The organism is Argonema antarcticum A004/B2 (assembly GCF_023333585.1).
GTDB classification, from domain to species: domain Bacteria; phylum Cyanobacteriota; class Cyanobacteriia; order Cyanobacteriales; family Aerosakkonemataceae; genus Argonema; species Argonema antarcticum.
This window is the reverse complement of sequence record NZ_JAIQZN010000003.1, coordinates 50047-67302: the sequence shown is the minus strand read 5'-3', so window position 1 is coordinate 67302 and position 17256 is coordinate 50047. Positions and strand designations below refer to the sequence as shown.

At 45.1% G+C, this 17256-nt stretch carries 13 protein-coding genes; 2 read left to right on the top strand and 11 right to left on the bottom strand.

All coding sequences use genetic code 11. The features are described 5' to 3' along the window. Positions 1–116 precede the first annotated feature (116 nt). The 6 genes from LAY57_RS02125 to LAY57_RS02100 form a co-directional block, all read right to left on the bottom strand. The gene (locus LAY57_RS02125) at positions 117–2903 is read right to left on the bottom strand and encodes a GAF domain-containing protein (protein WP_249064642.1); all 2787 of its coding nucleotides are present in this window, start codon (positions 2901–2903) and stop codon (positions 117–119) included. Between the two features lie 539 nt (positions 2904–3442). Continuing rightward, complete coding sequence (locus tag LAY57_RS02120) at positions 3443–4912, bottom strand: ATP-binding protein (RefSeq protein ID WP_249064641.1); 1470 nt, start codon at positions 4910–4912, stop codon at positions 3443–3445. Between the two features lie 355 nt (positions 4913–5267). Then, positions 5268–6764 (bottom strand): phosphoglucosamine mutase, encoded by a 1497-nt coding sequence (glmM, locus tag LAY57_RS02115; RefSeq protein ID WP_420839054.1) that lies wholly within the window; start codon positions 6762–6764, stop codon positions 5268–5270. Positions 6765–7115: 351 nt separating this feature from the next. Further along, the gene (locus tag LAY57_RS02110) at positions 7116–7412 is read right to left on the bottom strand and encodes a DUF7734 family protein (RefSeq protein ID WP_249064640.1); all 297 of its coding nucleotides are present in this window, start codon (positions 7410–7412) and stop codon (positions 7116–7118) included. 116 nt (positions 7413–7528) lie between these two features. Beyond that, the gene (locus LAY57_RS02105) at positions 7529–8128 is read right to left on the bottom strand and encodes a DUF3177 family protein (protein ID WP_249064639.1); all 600 of its coding nucleotides are present in this window, start codon (positions 8126–8128) and stop codon (positions 7529–7531) included. Between the two features lie 227 nt (positions 8129–8355). Then, positions 8356–8577, bottom strand: a complete 222-nt coding sequence (locus tag LAY57_RS02100; protein WP_249064638.1) for a Calvin cycle protein CP12 — start codon at positions 8575–8577, stop codon at positions 8356–8358. 566 nt (positions 8578–9143) lie between these two features. On the opposite strand from LAY57_RS02100, the gene LAY57_RS02095 reads away from it, so the two are divergent. Continuing rightward, on the top strand, positions 9144–10388 hold the full coding sequence (locus LAY57_RS02095) for an FIST signal transduction protein (protein WP_249064637.1): 1245 nt from the start codon (positions 9144–9146) through the stop codon (positions 10386–10388). A 101-nt stretch (positions 10389–10489) separates the two neighbouring features. Here the strand turns inward: LAY57_RS02095 and LAY57_RS02090 are convergent, their stop codons facing one another. Both LAY57_RS02090 and LAY57_RS02085 read right to left on the bottom strand, forming a co-directional pair. Beyond that, on the bottom strand, positions 10490–12346 hold the full coding sequence (locus tag LAY57_RS02090; protein ID WP_249064636.1) for a tetratricopeptide repeat protein: 1857 nt from the start codon (positions 12344–12346) through the stop codon (positions 10490–10492). A 36-nt stretch (positions 12347–12382) separates the two neighbouring features. Next, positions 12383–13483 carry a metallophosphoesterase family protein gene (locus LAY57_RS02085; RefSeq protein WP_249064635.1) on the bottom strand — a complete coding sequence of 367 codons (1101 nt, stop codon included), beginning with the start codon at positions 13481–13483 and terminating at the stop codon, positions 12383–12385. 107 nt (positions 13484–13590) lie between these two features. On the opposite strand from LAY57_RS02085, the gene trmB reads away from it, so the two are divergent. Then, positions 13591–14232 (top strand): tRNA (guanosine(46)-N7)-methyltransferase TrmB, encoded by a 642-nt coding sequence (gene trmB / locus LAY57_RS02080; RefSeq protein ID WP_249064634.1) that lies wholly within the window; start codon positions 13591–13593, stop codon positions 14230–14232. A gap of 19 nt (positions 14233–14251) precedes the next feature. On the opposite strand, the gene kaiC is transcribed toward trmB, so the two are convergent. From kaiC to LAY57_RS02065, 3 genes are all read right to left on the bottom strand, one after another. After that, positions 14252–15814: a circadian clock protein KaiC gene (kaiC, locus tag LAY57_RS02075; RefSeq protein ID WP_249064633.1), complete on the bottom strand. Its 1563-nt coding sequence runs from the start codon at positions 15812–15814 to the stop codon at positions 14252–14254. Positions 15815–15913: 99 nt separating this feature from the next. Then, positions 15914–16231 (bottom strand): circadian clock protein KaiB, encoded by a 318-nt coding sequence (kaiB, locus tag LAY57_RS02070; RefSeq protein WP_249064632.1) that lies wholly within the window; start codon positions 16229–16231, stop codon positions 15914–15916. A gap of 98 nt (positions 16232–16329) precedes the next feature. After that, a complete protein-coding gene (locus tag LAY57_RS02065) occupies positions 16330–17253 on the bottom strand; it encodes a circadian clock protein KaiA (RefSeq protein WP_249064631.1) in 924 nt (307 codons plus the stop codon). Positions 17254–17256 lie beyond the last annotated feature (3 nt).

Genomic DNA, 17256 nt, shown 5'->3' with positions numbered 1-17256 from the left:
TAAAAAAGCTCAGTTTGAGATCGTGAACAGTATAACATTAAGTCGATTTTTTGGGCGCGATCGACATCCAACATCCATCCTACGGGGGATGCGCTCGAAGCTCATAGCGATCCAAATTAGGGCCGATCGTATGGGCGCACCGGAATCTCAAGAAAGAACTCAGCTCCTTTTCCCGGTTCTGACTCGCACCAGAACGCCCCTTTGTGTTTTTCCACGACAATCTGATAGCTAATCGACAAACCCAGTCCTGTACCCCGTCCTACCGGCTTGGTGGTGAAGAAAGCGTCAAAAAGTCGCATCCTCACTGAATTTGTCATTCCAGGCCCGTTATCGGCAATCCGCACCGTGATCAAGTCGGGTTGCAACATTTCGGTGCGAATCCGAATCTGAGGAGTCTCAGTTGCGTTTCCATTGACTGCAAACTCTTCGACTGCATCGATCGCATTGCTCAAAAGGTTCATAAAAACTTGATTGAGCTGTCCCGCGTAGCACTCCACCAAAGGCAGGTCACCATACTCTTTAATAATTTCAACCTGGGTACGCCCTCCGTTGGTTTTGAGGCGGTTTTGCAAGATTAACAGCGTGTTGTCAATGCCTTCGTGAATATCGACTGGCTTCATTTCTGCTTGATCGAGTCGCGAGAAATTCCGCAAAGAGAGGACAATTTGACGGATGCGATCGGCCCCTACTTCCATCGAGGACAAAATTTTGGGAAAATCTTCGATCAGAAATTCCAAGTCAATATCGTCAGCACACTCCAAGATTTCGGGGCTAGGTTCGGGATATAACTCTTGATACAAACTCACTAGCTTTAGCAAGTCTTGAGTATATCTGTTTGCGTAGGTCAAGTTGCCGTAGATAAAATTGACCGGATTGTTGATTTCATGGGCCACACCTGCCACCAGCTGACCGAGGCTAGACATTTTTTCGGTCTGAATTAATTGTGCTTGAGTCTGCTGGAGGTCGTATATAGCTTTTTCTAGGGCTTCAGCTTTGGTTTGGGCAGCTGTGGCGCTGGTGCGGGCTTGTTCGTACAGTTCGGCTTGCTGAATTGCGATCGCCACCTGAATTGCCAGCTGTTGCAGTAACTCAACCTCTGACTCCTGCCAAACTCTGGGCCTTTCGCATTCGTGGACAATCAGCAATCCCCAAACAGAACGAGAAGGAGAATTTGGATGTAGATTTTCTCCTTCTTTCTCACTTAATAACTCTCCTAATTCTTCAGTTTTAGGTATAGGCACAACCAGCGTAGCTCGCACTTGCAACTCCTGCAATAAAGCAATATTGCCATCATCTAAGTCCGCATTAAATACATCGTTGATAGCCTGTACCCGTTCTCCCAGGTATTGATAGGCAGACTTGGTGACAAAGCAACTTCTTTGACTCATTTCCCCCATAATCGAAACGCACTTGCCCGTTGTCTGTTCTACCACCACCTCACCTTGGGAATCTTCCGTAAATTGATAAATCGCTGCCCGGTCTGTTTTTAGTAAGCTTTGCACCTCGCGCACAGCTGTCTGTAAGATTGTTTTTAAATCTAGAGTGCCGCGAATTTGATCGCTGATTAACCGCAGGAGCGATTCTCGTTCCATTGAGGCGCGAGTTTGGGCATACAGACAAGCTTGTTGGATCGAAATAGCTAGCTGGTTGCCAACTGCTTCGGCTAATTCTCGATCGTTTTTAGACCAATATCGATTGTAGGCACATTGATTTAGATAAAGAATGGCGTGCAGTACGTTATTAGCCTGCACTGGTACAACTAAAGAAGAGTTGATCTGAGCTTTTTTGTATTCTTCGTTTTGGGCTCCAATGCGGGGATCTTGAGTAATATCGGGAATGATAACTGTTTGACGATATTTAATTACCCACTGGGTAATCGGCCCGTGGGTATCGAAATCATCTATAGTCCGAGGAAATGGTTCTCGACAAACTTCATACAAATGTTGGCGTCGATATGCGGTTCGATGGGCTGTCTCCCAGAAAATTTGAGATTTGGAGGAAATAGAGCATTCTCCTTTACTTCCCAGATCTTGTTCGCGACAGTCTTCTACCAAATGAACCAGACAGCGGTCTACTTCTAAGGCATCCAACAGTTGCGCGATCGCAGAAGTTAAAATTGTTTCTAGATCTAAGCTTTGGCGCGTTTGGCTAGTAATTTGGTTAATCAGTTTCTCTCGCTGTGCCTGTTTCTGGCTTTGCTCGTAAAGTTTTGTCTGGCGGATGCCGATATCGAGCTGTTGGGCGACTAACTGCGCTATTTCTATTTCATCTGGCGACCAATTGCGGGGCCTTGACCGCAAACAGGCCATCAGTCCTATCCTACTTTCCTGTAGGGATGTTTCTTCGGCGCTACTTCGACAGACTGGAACTAATAGCTTGGCGATATCTGGCTGCACCCCTGGGCCAGAAATAACCTCTGTTCTACTGTGCTGAAGCTTGTTTTTCTGATGTTGGAAAATCGGCAATTGGGTGAGCGATCGCGAAATAGCACCAAAGGCTCCTGTTCTTGGTTCGGTGCCGCTGCTGACTACCAATTGCCCTTGGGCTAGGACACTTGCTGCCGATCGAAACATTTCTAACCCATCATACGCCCATTGCATAGGTTCTTGATTGCCGCGAACCTGCTCGTAAACCAATTGAACCCTTTGTGTGTGAGGGTAATACCACAAAAAACTACAACGATCCAGATGCAGTAGGTTGCCAACCTCATCCACCGCTGTCTGGAGTAGGGGCGACCCTGATGCCGCTCCCACTTTCATCTCCAGAGAGTTCCAGATGCGGTCAATCACTTTTCGCATCAATACGCTCCGTTTACGATAGTCTTGAATCTGGATTAATCCCACTTTATTGCTGTATAAAAACACTGGTGATAACCGAGGTAAAAAAGATAAAGATCCAAGCATATTTATCCTCACAAACATCCTTTTTGGTGCCCAAAAAGCCTTTTTTACGATTAGTTGCGTCTCAGCTTTGAGCTTTTTGATTCAAACAACTTAATTTTTACAAAAGTTTATTAAGTCAGGAATTATTAATGCGTTAAATTCTGACTTGAGGCAACCTTTTTTTTATTTTATCCTAAATTGAATTTTTTATGAAAAAGTCAATTTAATTTCTTTGAACTTTATATAATATTTGGGATCGCATCACGAAATTGAATCGAAATTTACAAAATTGCCAATTGATCGATCGATTTTGGCTGAAAGGATAAGTAGGTGGGCGTAAATAAACTGAACAACCAGAAACCGGGTTTCTGGGAGAAACGGCTCTTTCGGAGTTGCTATGCTTTTGTTCACTTAAGAACATTTTTATTGATTTTCTCCTCTCCCACTCTCCCCCTCTCCCTCTCTCCCCCTCTCCCCCTCTCCCCCTCTCCCTCTCTGCTGAAATAGCATAGTAAGTAAGGAAGAGCCGCTCTCTGACCTTTTTGGTTTTCGGTCAAAAGTCAATAACAGATGACTAATGACTTTTGACGGATCGGAATTTCAATCCAGAATTCCGTCCCCTGTCCCGGTTCGGACACGCACAGGAGTGACCCCCCATGTTTTTCGACTACGATCTGATGGCTGATCGACAATCCTAGCCCAGTACCTTTACCTACCGGCTTGGTAGTGAAAAAAGGGTCAAATAGTCGCGCTTTTACTTCCTCTGTTATCCCCGGCCCGTTATCGGCAATCCGCACATTAATATAATCGGGGTGTAACGCTTCAGTGCGAATCAGAATCTGGGGATTTGGGATTTGGGATTTGGGATTTGGGATTGAACAGTCTCCAGTCCCCATTTCCAGGGCGTCAATTGCGTTGGAGAGAAGATTCATTAATACTTGATTCAGTTGACCGACGTGGCATTGCACCAACGGCAAATTTCCGTACTCCTTGATTATTTTGATTTCAGGACGATCGTCTTTGCTTTTCAGACGGCTGTGCAAGATCAACAGCGTACTCTCAATGCCCTCGTGAATATCAACCGGCTTCATTTCCTTTTCGTCCATTCGAGAGAAAGTCCGCAGCGATAGGACAATCTGACGGATGCGATCGGCACCGATTTTCATAGAAGATAGAACTTTAGGCAGGTCTTGGATCAGAAAATCCAGGTCAATATCTATAATTTTTTTTTCAATGGAAGGATTGGGGTTGGGATATTCCTTTTGATAAAGGTGTAGCAGCTTGATTAGGTCTTCTACATAGTTGTTCGCATAAGTCAAGTTTCCGTAAATAAAGTTGATTGGGTTGTTGATTTCATGGGCAACACCAGCAACCAGTTGACCGAGACTGGAAATTCTCTCGGTGTGAATAAGCTTAATCCGTTCCTGTTGTAAGTCGTGCAGTGCTTTTTCTAGTTGTTGCGCTTGCGCTTGGGCAGCAGCAGTGGCGGCACAACTTTGCTTATAGAGTTGGATCTGGTTGAGATCGAGCTCCAGTTGCTCAGCTTCGCTCTCTTTCTGATACTGACTGACGATCGCATCTAAAGCATCTAGCAGTCCGCCGTCAGCAAAGTCCAGGATGTAGAGCAGATGGGGATTATGCTGATTCAGATCGCCGTCTTCAACTTCCGCTAAGGCTCTGACTTGGGCGATGAATTTCCGAATCTGCCCGTCTAAATGAAGCGGTGGTTCAAAATACATCGCTTTTACTACCTTAGAAGGGTTTCCGGGTAGTTTCATCTCAAGATCGCCATCGATCAATCCATTATGGGAATTTTCCATTAAATCGATCGCAATTGTTAGTTGCGATCGCAACTTTTCCCGCTCAACCTTATCTTGAGAGCAAACCAATCTGAGGGAAAACAGCGCCGTCCTTTGAGAGAGCATCCGCTGACGACCGCTCACATTGACAACTGCTGCACTAATTTCTCTAGCGATAGCGATCTGACTCACATTTAGTTCAGAAGTGAAAGCAAGCACGGATAATACCATTTTATATTTTAGATTTTAGGAACTCCAATACGGCTAAAGAAATCGGGTTTATAAACCTTTTCACCCTAGATGTAGGGGCAATTCATGAATTGCCCCTACATCTGCGGTGCTGCAAAATTAAATGCGTAAGTCCTATTGAAAAAATATGAGCTAAAAAGCTGGAAAGTTTCGTGTCGTTTTATACAAAGTAGTGACCTATTATACAAAACCAAGGCAAAATCTGCCGCAGAGAAGCTTCTCTCTTAGCTACAGCCCTTTGTTAAGTCTTATTTAGGGAGTTGGGAAAGGCAAAAGGCAAAAGAAAGAATTGTTCATTTTTGACTTTTGACTTTTGAATGAGTGACTTTTGACTTCCCTAGCCCCTACTGAGATATTGCTGAACGGCTAGAACCAGATTGTCAGCCCAGCTAGAGGCGAGTTCGGCGCTGACGGCTTCCACCATAACGCGAATGAGGGGTTCGGTTCCAGAAGCGCGAACGAGGATACGTCCAGAGTCCCCCATTGCAGCTTCTGCTTGTGCGATCGCGCTTGTAAGAATATCGCAGTTTTTCCAACCGAGACGACGATCGCGGTCTTCCACCCGAATATTCTTTAATAGCTGGGGGTAAGTCTGGAAACTTCCATCGACCAATTCAGATAAGGAAGCATTCATCCGTTTTACCAGTGCGGCCAAATGCAACGACGTTAACAAACCATCACCAGTGACACCGTAATGACGGCAGAGAATATGTCCCGATTGCTCGCCACCCAACATAGCACCGTGGATCTGCATTTCCGCATGAACGTACTGGTCTCCCACTGGCGTCCGCAGGAATTGACCGCCGAAATTTTGCCAAGCTCGTTCAAAACCGAGGTTAGCCATCACGGTAGTCACGATCGTATTGTTGGGCAATTGTTGCCCCAGGGCCAGACTTTTTCCCCAGAAATAGAGGATGCGATCGCCATCAACGATGCGACCTTGGCTGTCCACAGCCAGTACGCGGTCGGCATCCCCATCAAAAGCAAATCCCATATCCGCTTGATGCTGCTTCACCGCCTGCTGGAGAGGCCCAAGATGAGTCGAACCGCAATTGACATTAATGCGATCGCCATCAGGACTCTCATGCAGGCAAATCACCTCCGCCCCCATTTCGGCAAAAATCTTCGGCGCAAGTCCCACAGCCGCTCCCCAAGCCAGATCCAGCACAATTCGCATTCCCCGCAGATCGATATCTGGCAAGAGCGGTTTCTGAAGCGACTCAGCGTACTCGTTAAGCAACTCAGGGCGATGGTAGTGTTTTCCCGAAACACTTACAACAGAACTCTCAATCTGCTGTCCCCGAAGTCCTGCCTCAATTTGTGCTTGCAATTCCTTGGACAGCTTCGTACCACCAAGCCCGAAAATTTTAATCCCGTTGTCCTCTGGCGGGTTGTGGCTAGCCGAGATCATTACTCCTCCGGCTGCCTGGAAAATACTGGTTAAGTAAGCTACACAGGGAGTAGGGCATATCCCCAGCTGCCAAACCTCTAGTCCAGCCGAAGTAAGACCGGCGGCTAGGGCCATTGCCAACATATCGCTGGAGTTTCTAGTATCTTGGCCTAAGATGATTGGCCCTGGGGCTTGGGAGCTTACTGCCTGCGATCGCAACACTTGACCAGTCCAAAAACCGACTTGTAGAGCTAATTCGGCACTCAGCAAATCTCCCACTCGGCCGCGAATCCCATCAGTTCCAAACAAAGGCGTTGCGGGCAAATTGATTGGGTTGTAAGCAGGATTGAGATTGAGCGATTTTGCCATAAGCATCGATTCGGAAGCGGACGATGGCGAAGAGGAAGCGCTAGACAGTTGAGTCCCGACGGGGGTTGTAACCATATTTTCCAAACACTCCAGACAACACACTTACTTACACTGGAGGATAACACTTTCCGGAATTCCCTTAACTCACATCATATTCTTAAGCATCGATTGCCTCCATAAATCGCTCTCATATCTGCGTTTATCTGCGTTTATCTGTCTCGATCTGCGGTAAAAATTTTACCCCCAACGACAACAGACAATTTCCCGGATCGCTCTTACACTACCGATGCAGCCGGACACTATATCAAATCTGGCACTAGGGTGAGAAACCAAGTTTGGTGCAAATACCCTTACCTGAAAGCCTAGATTTTTCGTTGATAAACCCGGTTTTTTTAGCCTGATTGAGTCATCTGTGAAGATGTAAGTCTATCCAACCTCTGACAACAAGGGTTGGATTGTCTCCCAAGTCAACCCTTCTTCTATGTAGCGAGGAGATTCTGGATTATAAGGACTTGCTACGCGATCGATCGCGATAATCTTGGCCTCGTCCGGCAATACAGTCACATCTGGATCGAAAGCGGTCGGACGCATTAAAGAACTGGAATATCCTTTAAAAATCGCCACTCGGTCTTCTTCGCCTGCGATTTCGGCTGTTACGATGAGGACTTCCTGGGGCCGCCTTGAAGTGTATTGCTCCAGACGCCGTGCTAGAGAATCTGTCATAAAGGTATTAGTTGTTAGTTACTTTAATTTCAAATTTTAGATTTCAGATTGCAGATTTAAATTCTCTTTTCTTTCTTGGCAATTTGAAATCGTAAATTTGCAATTCTCTTGGCTGTTTATTGCTCGATAGCTGACCGTCCCTGTTTGCCTAACCTAAAAAGCACAAAATAGCTCAACGAAGCAAAATAAATTATCAATCCCACGATTCCCAGAAAGCCCAAAAATGCCTCACCAGTATTGGCATGGAAAATCTGCTTGTAGCTCCAAGGCACATCTAACCAAACCCTACAAAATGGGTTTTCCAGCACTGCTTGCTTAGAGGAAATGGAACAGCTGAGGAAAGGAATTTCTAGCAATGCTCCCAGCAGACTGTAAACCGTTATTCCCCAACGCCATGATGTTATGGCTAGCTTTAGTTCTCGCTGCGGGAGGTCGTCGATCTCTTCGTTGATATCAGCCCAAAACCACAAAGAAATGGGAATGAGGATGCGAGCTATCAAATTCGCTCCAAAGCCGATCGGTATAGCATCAATCATCAGGTAAAGTGCGATCGCTAGCAAACTCGCAACTCGCCAGTAAATAATTAACAAGCGTTGAATCGCTTCGCTTTTTTGGGCAAAAGCCCAAATTAGCAGAATCAAGGGCATAATAACCGTAAACAATACCGCCACTCGGTAGTCCATCCAGACTAGCGGTTTAAACCAAGGGTCTTGCATAACTTTTGTATTACTGACATCACGCGAATGCGAACTCGTAGTAGGTGGGCGTAAATAAACATAACACCCAGAAACCCGGTTTCTCCTCCGAAACCGGGTTTCTAAGGGTGCGGCAGTTTTACGTTTAATTATGCCCACTTGCTTAGTAGGTAGTGGGTAGTGAGATTATTTTCCCACTACCCACTACACGGAGATTACGGGGTACAGACCTGTAGAACTAACAAATTCTAGTCTTCGTACAGCCGACACTCAGCCGCATCGGGGTTGTCATCGCAATATTTCTCAAGGGAAGTCTTGGGTTTGTTTTGGCGCTGATGAGAAGCTTCTGCTTGCAGCTCTTCGACGGCATCCCAAGCAGCCGCACATTCTTTCGAGTTGCCGCCGCTGATATCGCAGACTTGACGAGCCTGGATAAGTTCTTCTTCGATTTTTGTTTGGATGTTGCTCATAAGACCTCGTGGGAAGTGTGGAAACCGCTTCTATGGTTGTAGCGGGAAGGAAACACGACTCAAGCTATTTTAGTCGCTTCGGATAAATTTTACCTGGGAGGCCGGTTTTTAACGGAGTTTTTCTTTCTATTCATACCCTCAGCCGAATTATGGAGTCGGTATTGAGGTTTTTTTTTAAGATTTAACCGTTGATTGCTCCCCAGGCGGACTTTACACTCAATTGCTTGTCGTTTTGGTATCTTAACACTACTTAAGGTCCGATCGCCAGTTCGAGTAGGTAATATTACTCTGGGCATGGGGAAATGTCGTTTACCATAGGGTAAAAGCTGCTCTAGCAAGTTATTCTTTGAGGGTTTTCGGAGCAAAATTGGTATTTTGAGAGCCTGTGAGGGTTAATATTGCGGTATATTGGGGATTTACTTGGATAAAGAAGCGAGTGTGTTGGTACTACAGCACTCAGCACTTTGCCGTACTAAGCACTCAGCACTAAGCACTTTGCTATAAAAGCTCAAGCCGAAAATCCCTAAACTAAAAACAACATTAAACTAAGGACGATGGTAAAACCCATGACCAACCAGATAAAGTGGGCAAACGCTCTGTCAACCCGTCCTTCTTTGGAAGCGGCTGTAGAGGAAGTTGTAGAACGTGCTAGTTTGTCGTTGCAGGCGTCGGCAGATCTGGCTGTGGTGTTTATTTCGTCTGCTTTTGCAAGCGAGTATACCAGACTGATGCCTTTATTTGAGGAGCTACTGTCGGTGCCGGTATTAATTGGTTGCGCTGGTGGCGGCGTCATTGGCGTAAACCGACAGGGAGAGGTGCAGGAAGTAGAGGGAGAACCGGGATTGAGCCTGAGCTTGATGTCGTTGCCGGGGGTAAACGTGCGAGCCTTTCATATACTTCCAGAAGCATTGCCAGATTTAGATAGCGCCCCAGATGGGTGGATAGATTTGATTGGTGTGCTGCCACAAGCTCAACCTCAGTTTATTTTGTTAGCAGATCCCTTCTCGTCTAGCATTAATGATTTAGTTCAGGGACTGGATTTTGCTTATCCAGGATCTATTAAGGTGGGAGGACTGGCTAGCGGTACTTCTGTAGGCGGCAGTAGTGGCTTGTTTTGTAACTATAATTTGCACCGGGAAGGTACGGTGGGTGTCGCTCTGAGTGGCAATATTGTTTTGGAAACTATTGTGGCTCAAGGATGTCGTCCTATAGGTCAGCCTTATAGGGTGAAGGAAGGAGAGCGCAATGTTGTGATGGAATTGGAGGAGCAAACCAGTGAGGATTTTGCTGTTTGCGGAAAATCGCGGAAGCCTTTGGAAGCGCTGCGAGATTTGATCCAAACTCTCAATGAGGAGGATCGGATGCTGGCGCAGAATGCGCTGTTTGTGGGGGTGGCGCGGGATGAGTTTAAGCAGGATTTGGAACAGGGAGATTTCTTAATCCGCAGTTTGCTGGGGGTCGATCCCAGAGCTGGGGCGATCGCAATTGGCGATCGCGTTCGTCCTGGACAGCGTATCCAATTTCACCTACGGGACGCCCACGCTTCCGCTGAAGACCTGGAAATGCTGCTCAAGCGTCATCAAAAGCAAACGCCCTCCGATCCTGCTGCTGCGGGTGCCTTGATGTTCTCTTGTATGGGACGCGGGGAAGGACTTTATGGCTGTCCTGATTTTGACTCGCGGCTGTTCCGCCGCTACATGAAAGATATTCCTGTGGGCGGTTTTTTCTGCAATGGGGAAATCGGCCCTGTGGCGGGTAGCACTTTCCTGCACGGATATACTTCTGTATTTGGGATTTGCCGACAACCGTAATTTTGGTCATTGGTCATTAGTCATTAGTCATTAGTCATCGGTCATTGGTCATTAGTCATTGGTTTACTTTTTTCCATTACCCATTACCGAATCACTGATGACTAATCGCGATTAGCTGCTGCGTATATATAAACAATGTCAAGTAATGCCTGAACTTTCGTTTCAGCATTTTTGATTCTTTTGACAAGCTCTAGGGCTTGTTCATATTGGCCTGCTTTAGCGTATCCCGAATATATGCCAGCCATCAAATTAGTTTTGGCGGGGCTGTCTCTCATGCGTTCAATTGGGGTAACAACTTGAGGATAAAGGTAAACAGCTTTAGTTTCCTGTCCAGACTGATTATAAAAATAAATTATCCTGGTTAATACCTCGGCTTCTAATGAAGCATCCTTGATAGTTTTAACAATCTCAACAATCTCAACAATATCGTTGTATTCATAGATCTCCATGTAGCAGCGAAAAACCTCAATTAATCCCACTTTTCTTTGCCTGGTATTTTTGATATTTTTGGCGATTTGCACTGCTTGTTTAAACGTTTCTAAACCTTGTTTTATTTGTCCTGATTTGGTATACTTGGCAGCTATCTTTGATAAAGCTTTGCATCTATACATGGCGTCATCAATCATCTCTAACAATCGTAAAGCATTCTCATATTTTCCAGTATCTATATAGCTGGTAACTAAGTAATCTAAAGCTTTGTTTCTGGAATTACTATCCTTAATGCCAATAGCAAGTTGTAAGGCTAGATCGTATAAACCAGCCTCTTTATAGCAGAAAACAATCGACGACTTTAGCTCGTCTGTTTGCTTACTAGGCTTTAAATCTTTGGTAATATTAAGAGCTTGAGCTAATACCTCAGCAACTCTGTCAACATAGCTATATTTTACATACTTTTCAGCTAGTTTAATTAATAAATAAGCTTGTCGTTCGCCAGCATTTGGCATCGCGTTAGCTACTTCAAAAGCTTCAAATAATGTAGCCTTAGCTCGATCGATCTGACCAGCCTTTACATACGCACCAGCAACTTCCTCTAATGCGTTGACTTTGGAATATAAGGCTGGGTCATTATCTTTTATAGTTTGAGCTACTCGTAAGGCATAATCAGGTTGGCCTGCTTGAGCAAATCCTTGAGCAATATTACCCAACATATACGATATGTTTTCTGTATTTTCTTCTTCAATATTTGGGATTATATCTAGCCCTTGTTTCAGTATCTGAATTGCTTTATTATGGTATCCGATTAGTGAATATCGCTCGGCTATGTCTATACAATGAAAGACTTTTTCGCTGCTATTATTTAAAATAATAGCTATTTGTGAAGCTTCAGTTAGAGTGCTATCGGCTAGTTCTACTTGTTCCAAGTCTGCGTAATCCAAAGCCATGCCAGAGAGTATTATTAACTTCTCGGAAGGATCAATAGTTTCTGCTTCGGAGATTAATTTTAGAGCTTCGTCGTGTTTACGAAAAGTGATATAATAGTAAATTAAACTCTGCTGAAAATACTTTTTGGCATAATTTTTATCTGAAGATTTTCCAACCAAATCCAATACTCGCATTGCCCGATCGCTTTCTCCTGCACTTGCGTAGCGAAAGGCAATTTCTGATAACGCCTGATGTTTTTGTTCGGAGTTGTGGATGGTTTGAGCTACCTGTAAAGCTTGAGTTAATATTTCCCATATTTGATTTGTCAGTGCAGGCTCAAACAGACATATTCCTGCTACTTCGCCCATTGCTTTTACTAGACTCACAGCCTCTTTAATCTTTTGGGCGGGATTAAGGGCTTGAGATAAAACTTCTAGGGCTTGATTTTGCTGTCCAAATCTTGCATAGTGGAGAGCTATGCGGGATAAAGTCACAGTTTTAATAGGAGCATCTCTGATAGTTTTGGCAGCAACAACAGCATCAGCCAAATGTTGGCTGACAAATTCATCAAACTGATAACTCACGCTGACAGTCATATCTTGATTATTTTAAAATATACCGCTACAGAGAATTTAAAGCAGCAAAGTTGTATTGTTGTCGATGAAGGCGGGTGTACCGTTACTGCTAATAGCGCCAAAACTCTCGAAGAAACGACGCGCTTTTGGTGGAAAGTGGGAGAAGTCAAAGATAGCATCGCCACCAGCAATATCTGCCCAGAAATAGCGCAGACTGGGAACGAGTTCCTCTGCTGTGATGTGAGGTAGACTTAGAGGTGGTTCGGTGAGCAGTCTGAGCATGAAGGGATGGCTGCGATCGCCCATCCATTTTCGCGAGATCTGCGGTAAAGTAGGCCAATCTGGCACCGATTCGATCCGATGCGTCTCAATTTGCAACGATCGTCTGCCCAGTTCGTCGGTACGGTAATGTAAAATCCGATAGGGATGCGGATAACTGACCAGAGAACCAGTGGTAATGTCGTATATGCCTTGGTTGTAAGCGATATCCTGAACGTGCAAGTGTCCGGTAAACACCAGTTGCACTTTAGCCGATCGCAGAATCTCCAGCAAACTCGGCGCATTCTCCAGCATATACCGACGCCCTAATGAGTGGCGAGATTGACCCGGCAAGTGTTCTACTACATTGTGATGTATCATCACCAGCACCAGTTCATCTGAGGATGCCGCTAGAACCTCCCTCAGCCACTCTATCTGAGTATCATCTAAACGCCCAACTTGTTTGCCTTCCTCGTCAAACTGGTTAGAATTGAGTCCGATCAGGCGTACACCGGGCAAAACTTGACAAGTGTAATAAATTTGTGCTTTATCGTTGTAGCCAAACTTGTGGTAGAAGCGAGGGAAATCTGAAAAAGCGATCGCGTTTTCAGTCCCGCGCAAACTGGGAACATCGTGATTCCCCGGCACAACGTACACTGGAAAAGGCAGTTGCGACAAGCGCCCCTGCAACCAAGCATGATTATCCGGTTCGCCGTGCTGCGTTAAGTCTCCCGGTAAAAGCAGAAAATCCAGGTCAAGTTGTTCCAAATGCTTCAGAACAATCTCCAGCGCTGGTATACTGACTTCCACCAGATGAAACCTGCTTGGACTATCCCAGATGGTGTGAGGCACGGCGATGTGCAAGTCGCTCACCACAGCAAAGCGGAAATTTAGGCTCATATCATTAAAATCGCCAAAAAATAGCGATCCCCGTCCAGTATAACTAATGGTTGGGCAATGCGATCGCAACCAGAAGTAGTTAATCGTTTTGAGAAGGAGTATTAATTTTGGCAGCTGTCAGAGTTCGCCAGCACGTCAATCCTCTTAGTAGTAAGTATCAGACACCCACGAGTCCTCCCGATTGGACTCAGATTTACGCCGATCTTACCCTGCCACTGCATTTGGATATTGGCTGTGCTAAGGGACAGTTCCTTTTGAGCATGGCACAGTTGCAACCCGATTGGAATTATTTGGGGCTAGAAATTCGGGAACCGTTGGTTTTGGAGGCAAATAAGCTGCGAGACGAGCATCTTTTGCAGAATCTGCACTACCTGTTTTGCAACGCGAACAATTCCCTGCGTCCTCTGTTAAGTTCTTTTCCATCTGGGATATTGCAGCGAGTGACGATTCAATTTCCCGACCCCTGGTTTAAAAAGCGCCACCAGAAGAGGCGAGTGGTGCAAACCGATACGGTGGCTGAGTTGGCAACTTATCTTGCTTCTGGAGGATGGGTATTTATTCAGTCTGATGTGGAGCAGGTAGCGATCGAAATGTGCGATCGCTTCCATTCTCACCCAGCTTTTCAAAGAACTTCATCCGAATGGCTGACTGCAAACCCTTTGCCAGTCCCCACGGAACGCGAACGTTTCACCGAAGCCAAAGGCGAACCTGTTTATCGCGCTTTATTTGAAAGGGGCTCTAAAATCTAAAATCTTAAATTTACCCTAATTAATCATCACCGATTTTTCCCTGCACCCCCTTGACAATTCGAGAAAGTTCTGACTTTTCATCAACGCTAATGCGAGAGGGCGAACCGCTGATAATTCGTTCAAAGTTGCGGAAGGAATCTTTAATTTCCGGGCCTTTTTCGCTGATAGTGTACTCGCGGATGCCTTTATCGTGCCCAGAACCTCGCATCTTAAAGACGTTAATAGCGCGAGACATTTCGCCACGAATCTCCACATACTGGAGCATGATAATCGTGTCTGTAATCGTAGAAATATGGGAATCTGTAATTGAATTAGACCCCATAAATTGCTCGGTAGTGTTGGTAAAAAAGCCGGTAATTTCCTCTTGCTTGGCGAAACCAGTCAGCCCAATCACAAACTGACGAAAAGCATTATTGCTCACTCCGCGTGCCAAAGCTGATAGAGAGTCAATGGCAATTCGGGAAGGCTTAAATTGTGCAATTTCTGTTTTAATAATCTGCAAGTGGTCTTCCAATCCAGCGGATTCGGGATAAGCACAAATGATTTTCAGCAACCCTTTTTGTTCTAAATCTTCAAAATCAGTTCCCCAAGAGTAGGCATTGCGCGAGAGTTGAGCGCGAGATTCTTCATAAGCAAATAATATCGCCTGCTCACCTCTCATGCAGGCATCTTGCAAGAATTTACTTACTAAAAGTGTCTTCCCTGTACCAGTAGCTCCTGTTGCCAGAATGATGGAATCTTTGAAGAAACCGCCGCCACACATTTCGTCGAGGGTTTTCACGCCAGAAGATACACGGACATTGGAAGAACGTTGAGTCAATCGCATTGCTCCCAGTGGGAAGATATTAATCCCATCATTGGTAATCGTAAAAGGATATTCCCCTTTCATGTGAGTTGTGCCTCGCAATTTGAGGATTTCGAGCGTGCGGCGACGGCGTTCTCCTTCTAAAACATTTCGGACAATTGCTACATTATCCGAAACAAACTCTTCTACCCCAAAACGCGCCACGGGGCCATATTCTTGCTCTCGTTCGGTTGTCATGATACTGGTAACGCCAAGTAGCTTAAGACGTGCGACTAAGCGAAAGATTTCTCGCCGCACCACCGATGCTGCATCATACTGTTGAAACACTGCCGTTACCGAGTCAATCGAAACCCGTTTGGCTTTGTATTTGCGAATAGCATATTGCAGACGCTCGATCAGAGCAGAAAGGTCAAAACTGCCGACAACATCCTGTCCTTCTGGATCGGGAGAGGCATCCAAAATAAATAACTTGCCATCATCGACTAATTGTTGTAAATTCCACCCAAAACTACAGGCATTTTTGATAATATCGTTGGGCGATTCTTCAAAAGTGACAAAAACTCCAGGCTCATCAAAATGGATGATGCCGTTATAGATAAACTGGATTGCAAACAGGGTTTTTCCCGTACCAGAAGTACCGCTTACTAATGTGGTTCTACCAACAGGCAATCCGCCATAACTTATATCATCAAATCCCTCGATAAGGGTGCGAATTTTTTCGACTCCTGCCTTTACGAATTTCTGTTTTTGCTCAATCTGATTATTTGGCTTATTCATGGTTTTGGTCTTATAAAATGGAAGTAAAACCCCATAAAATAAAGGGCTGCAAGGCTACGTTTGGCACATAACCAGTCTAACAAATTTAGCAAAATTTATTTAACCAGCGTATTCTTCTTCTTCACGCAGTTCTTCGTATAGGAGATCTAGGCCAATTAATACCTTTTCCCGATCGGAGAGATCGCCAATAATTTTGCGAACTGGAGGAGGCAATATTTTGGCTAGGGTAGGAGTTGCCAGGATTTTATCTTCCTCTGCTAGTTGCGGGTTTTTTAGCACATCAATCACTTTCAGGGCGTAGACGCCTTGAAACTCTTGTTCAAGAATATTCTTCAGCATTTTTAAGGCTCGTACAGAGTTAGGTGTGTTCCCAGCGACGTAAAGCTTGAGAACATAAGTTTTCTTTAGAGGAGTCATAGAGTTTCGTCGTTATTGATTATTCATTGTTTATTATTCATTGTTGGTTGTTTATGATTTTTACCATAAACTGCGAACCAGGAACCACGAATCATGACTCAAGATTCTTTGGGAAGTGAACGGCGGTACATTTCACATAGGTGTGCGATCGCATCGATTAGGGTCAGACGATAATCTAATAATACTTCATCGCTCCGCCCTTCTAATTTTAGCTGTTTAGAAAGCTCGTCCATTAATTCCATGTGAATTTCCACGATATGAGTAACTGGAATGTCTGAGAAAAAAGCTGTATTGACAAATTCATCAATTTTTTGATTTAGGTTGCTATCTTGATTGAAGTAATTCAGAACTATCTCGCGATAATCTAATTTGAGTTGCTCTAGGAACTCGTGCTTTTTGGCAGATGGAATATTGCGGAAAAAATGTTTGGGATTTCGCTTGTAATACACACCCATATACCCTAATCGTTCCCTTAGTTTCTCAGCCAGCCGCCGCTGCTGTTGCAGGAGGATATTTGGTTTGCCTCTAGCGTCCGTGAAGGAAGATTTATCATAGAGAGTCGTCTCGGAAGAAAGCTCCAGAAATTGAGCGATCGCGCGATCGATGAGAGCGGGAATTTTCGTAAGCTCGCTCAGAGAGACTCTCAGAGCAGAAGCCTCGTAGAAATCGATCGAACACTTTGGGGCGTCTGCCGAGGTGTCCGTTGGCGTTTCTGAGGGTGTAGACTCATGAATCTCTTTTCCAGAGGTTTGGCGAGAGCTTACTTCTGTATCCAATGAGAAAATCACGCTTGGTAACAGCGTGCCTTGCTGGTGCAGCTGGTTGAGGAGGGCTAATAACTCTGGGCCATCATGTAAAACTAGGCAATCTAGTTGTTGCTGTTCCTGCTGGACGAAATTTAAAAACGCCTCTTTTGACTGGAATTGAGTCAGCAGATAGCGTTCGGCACTCAAAAACTGCCCTATCGGCTCAGCCGATAGGGAAGAAGGCAAAAAGGTACAGATAAAAAGTTGCGATCGCACGCG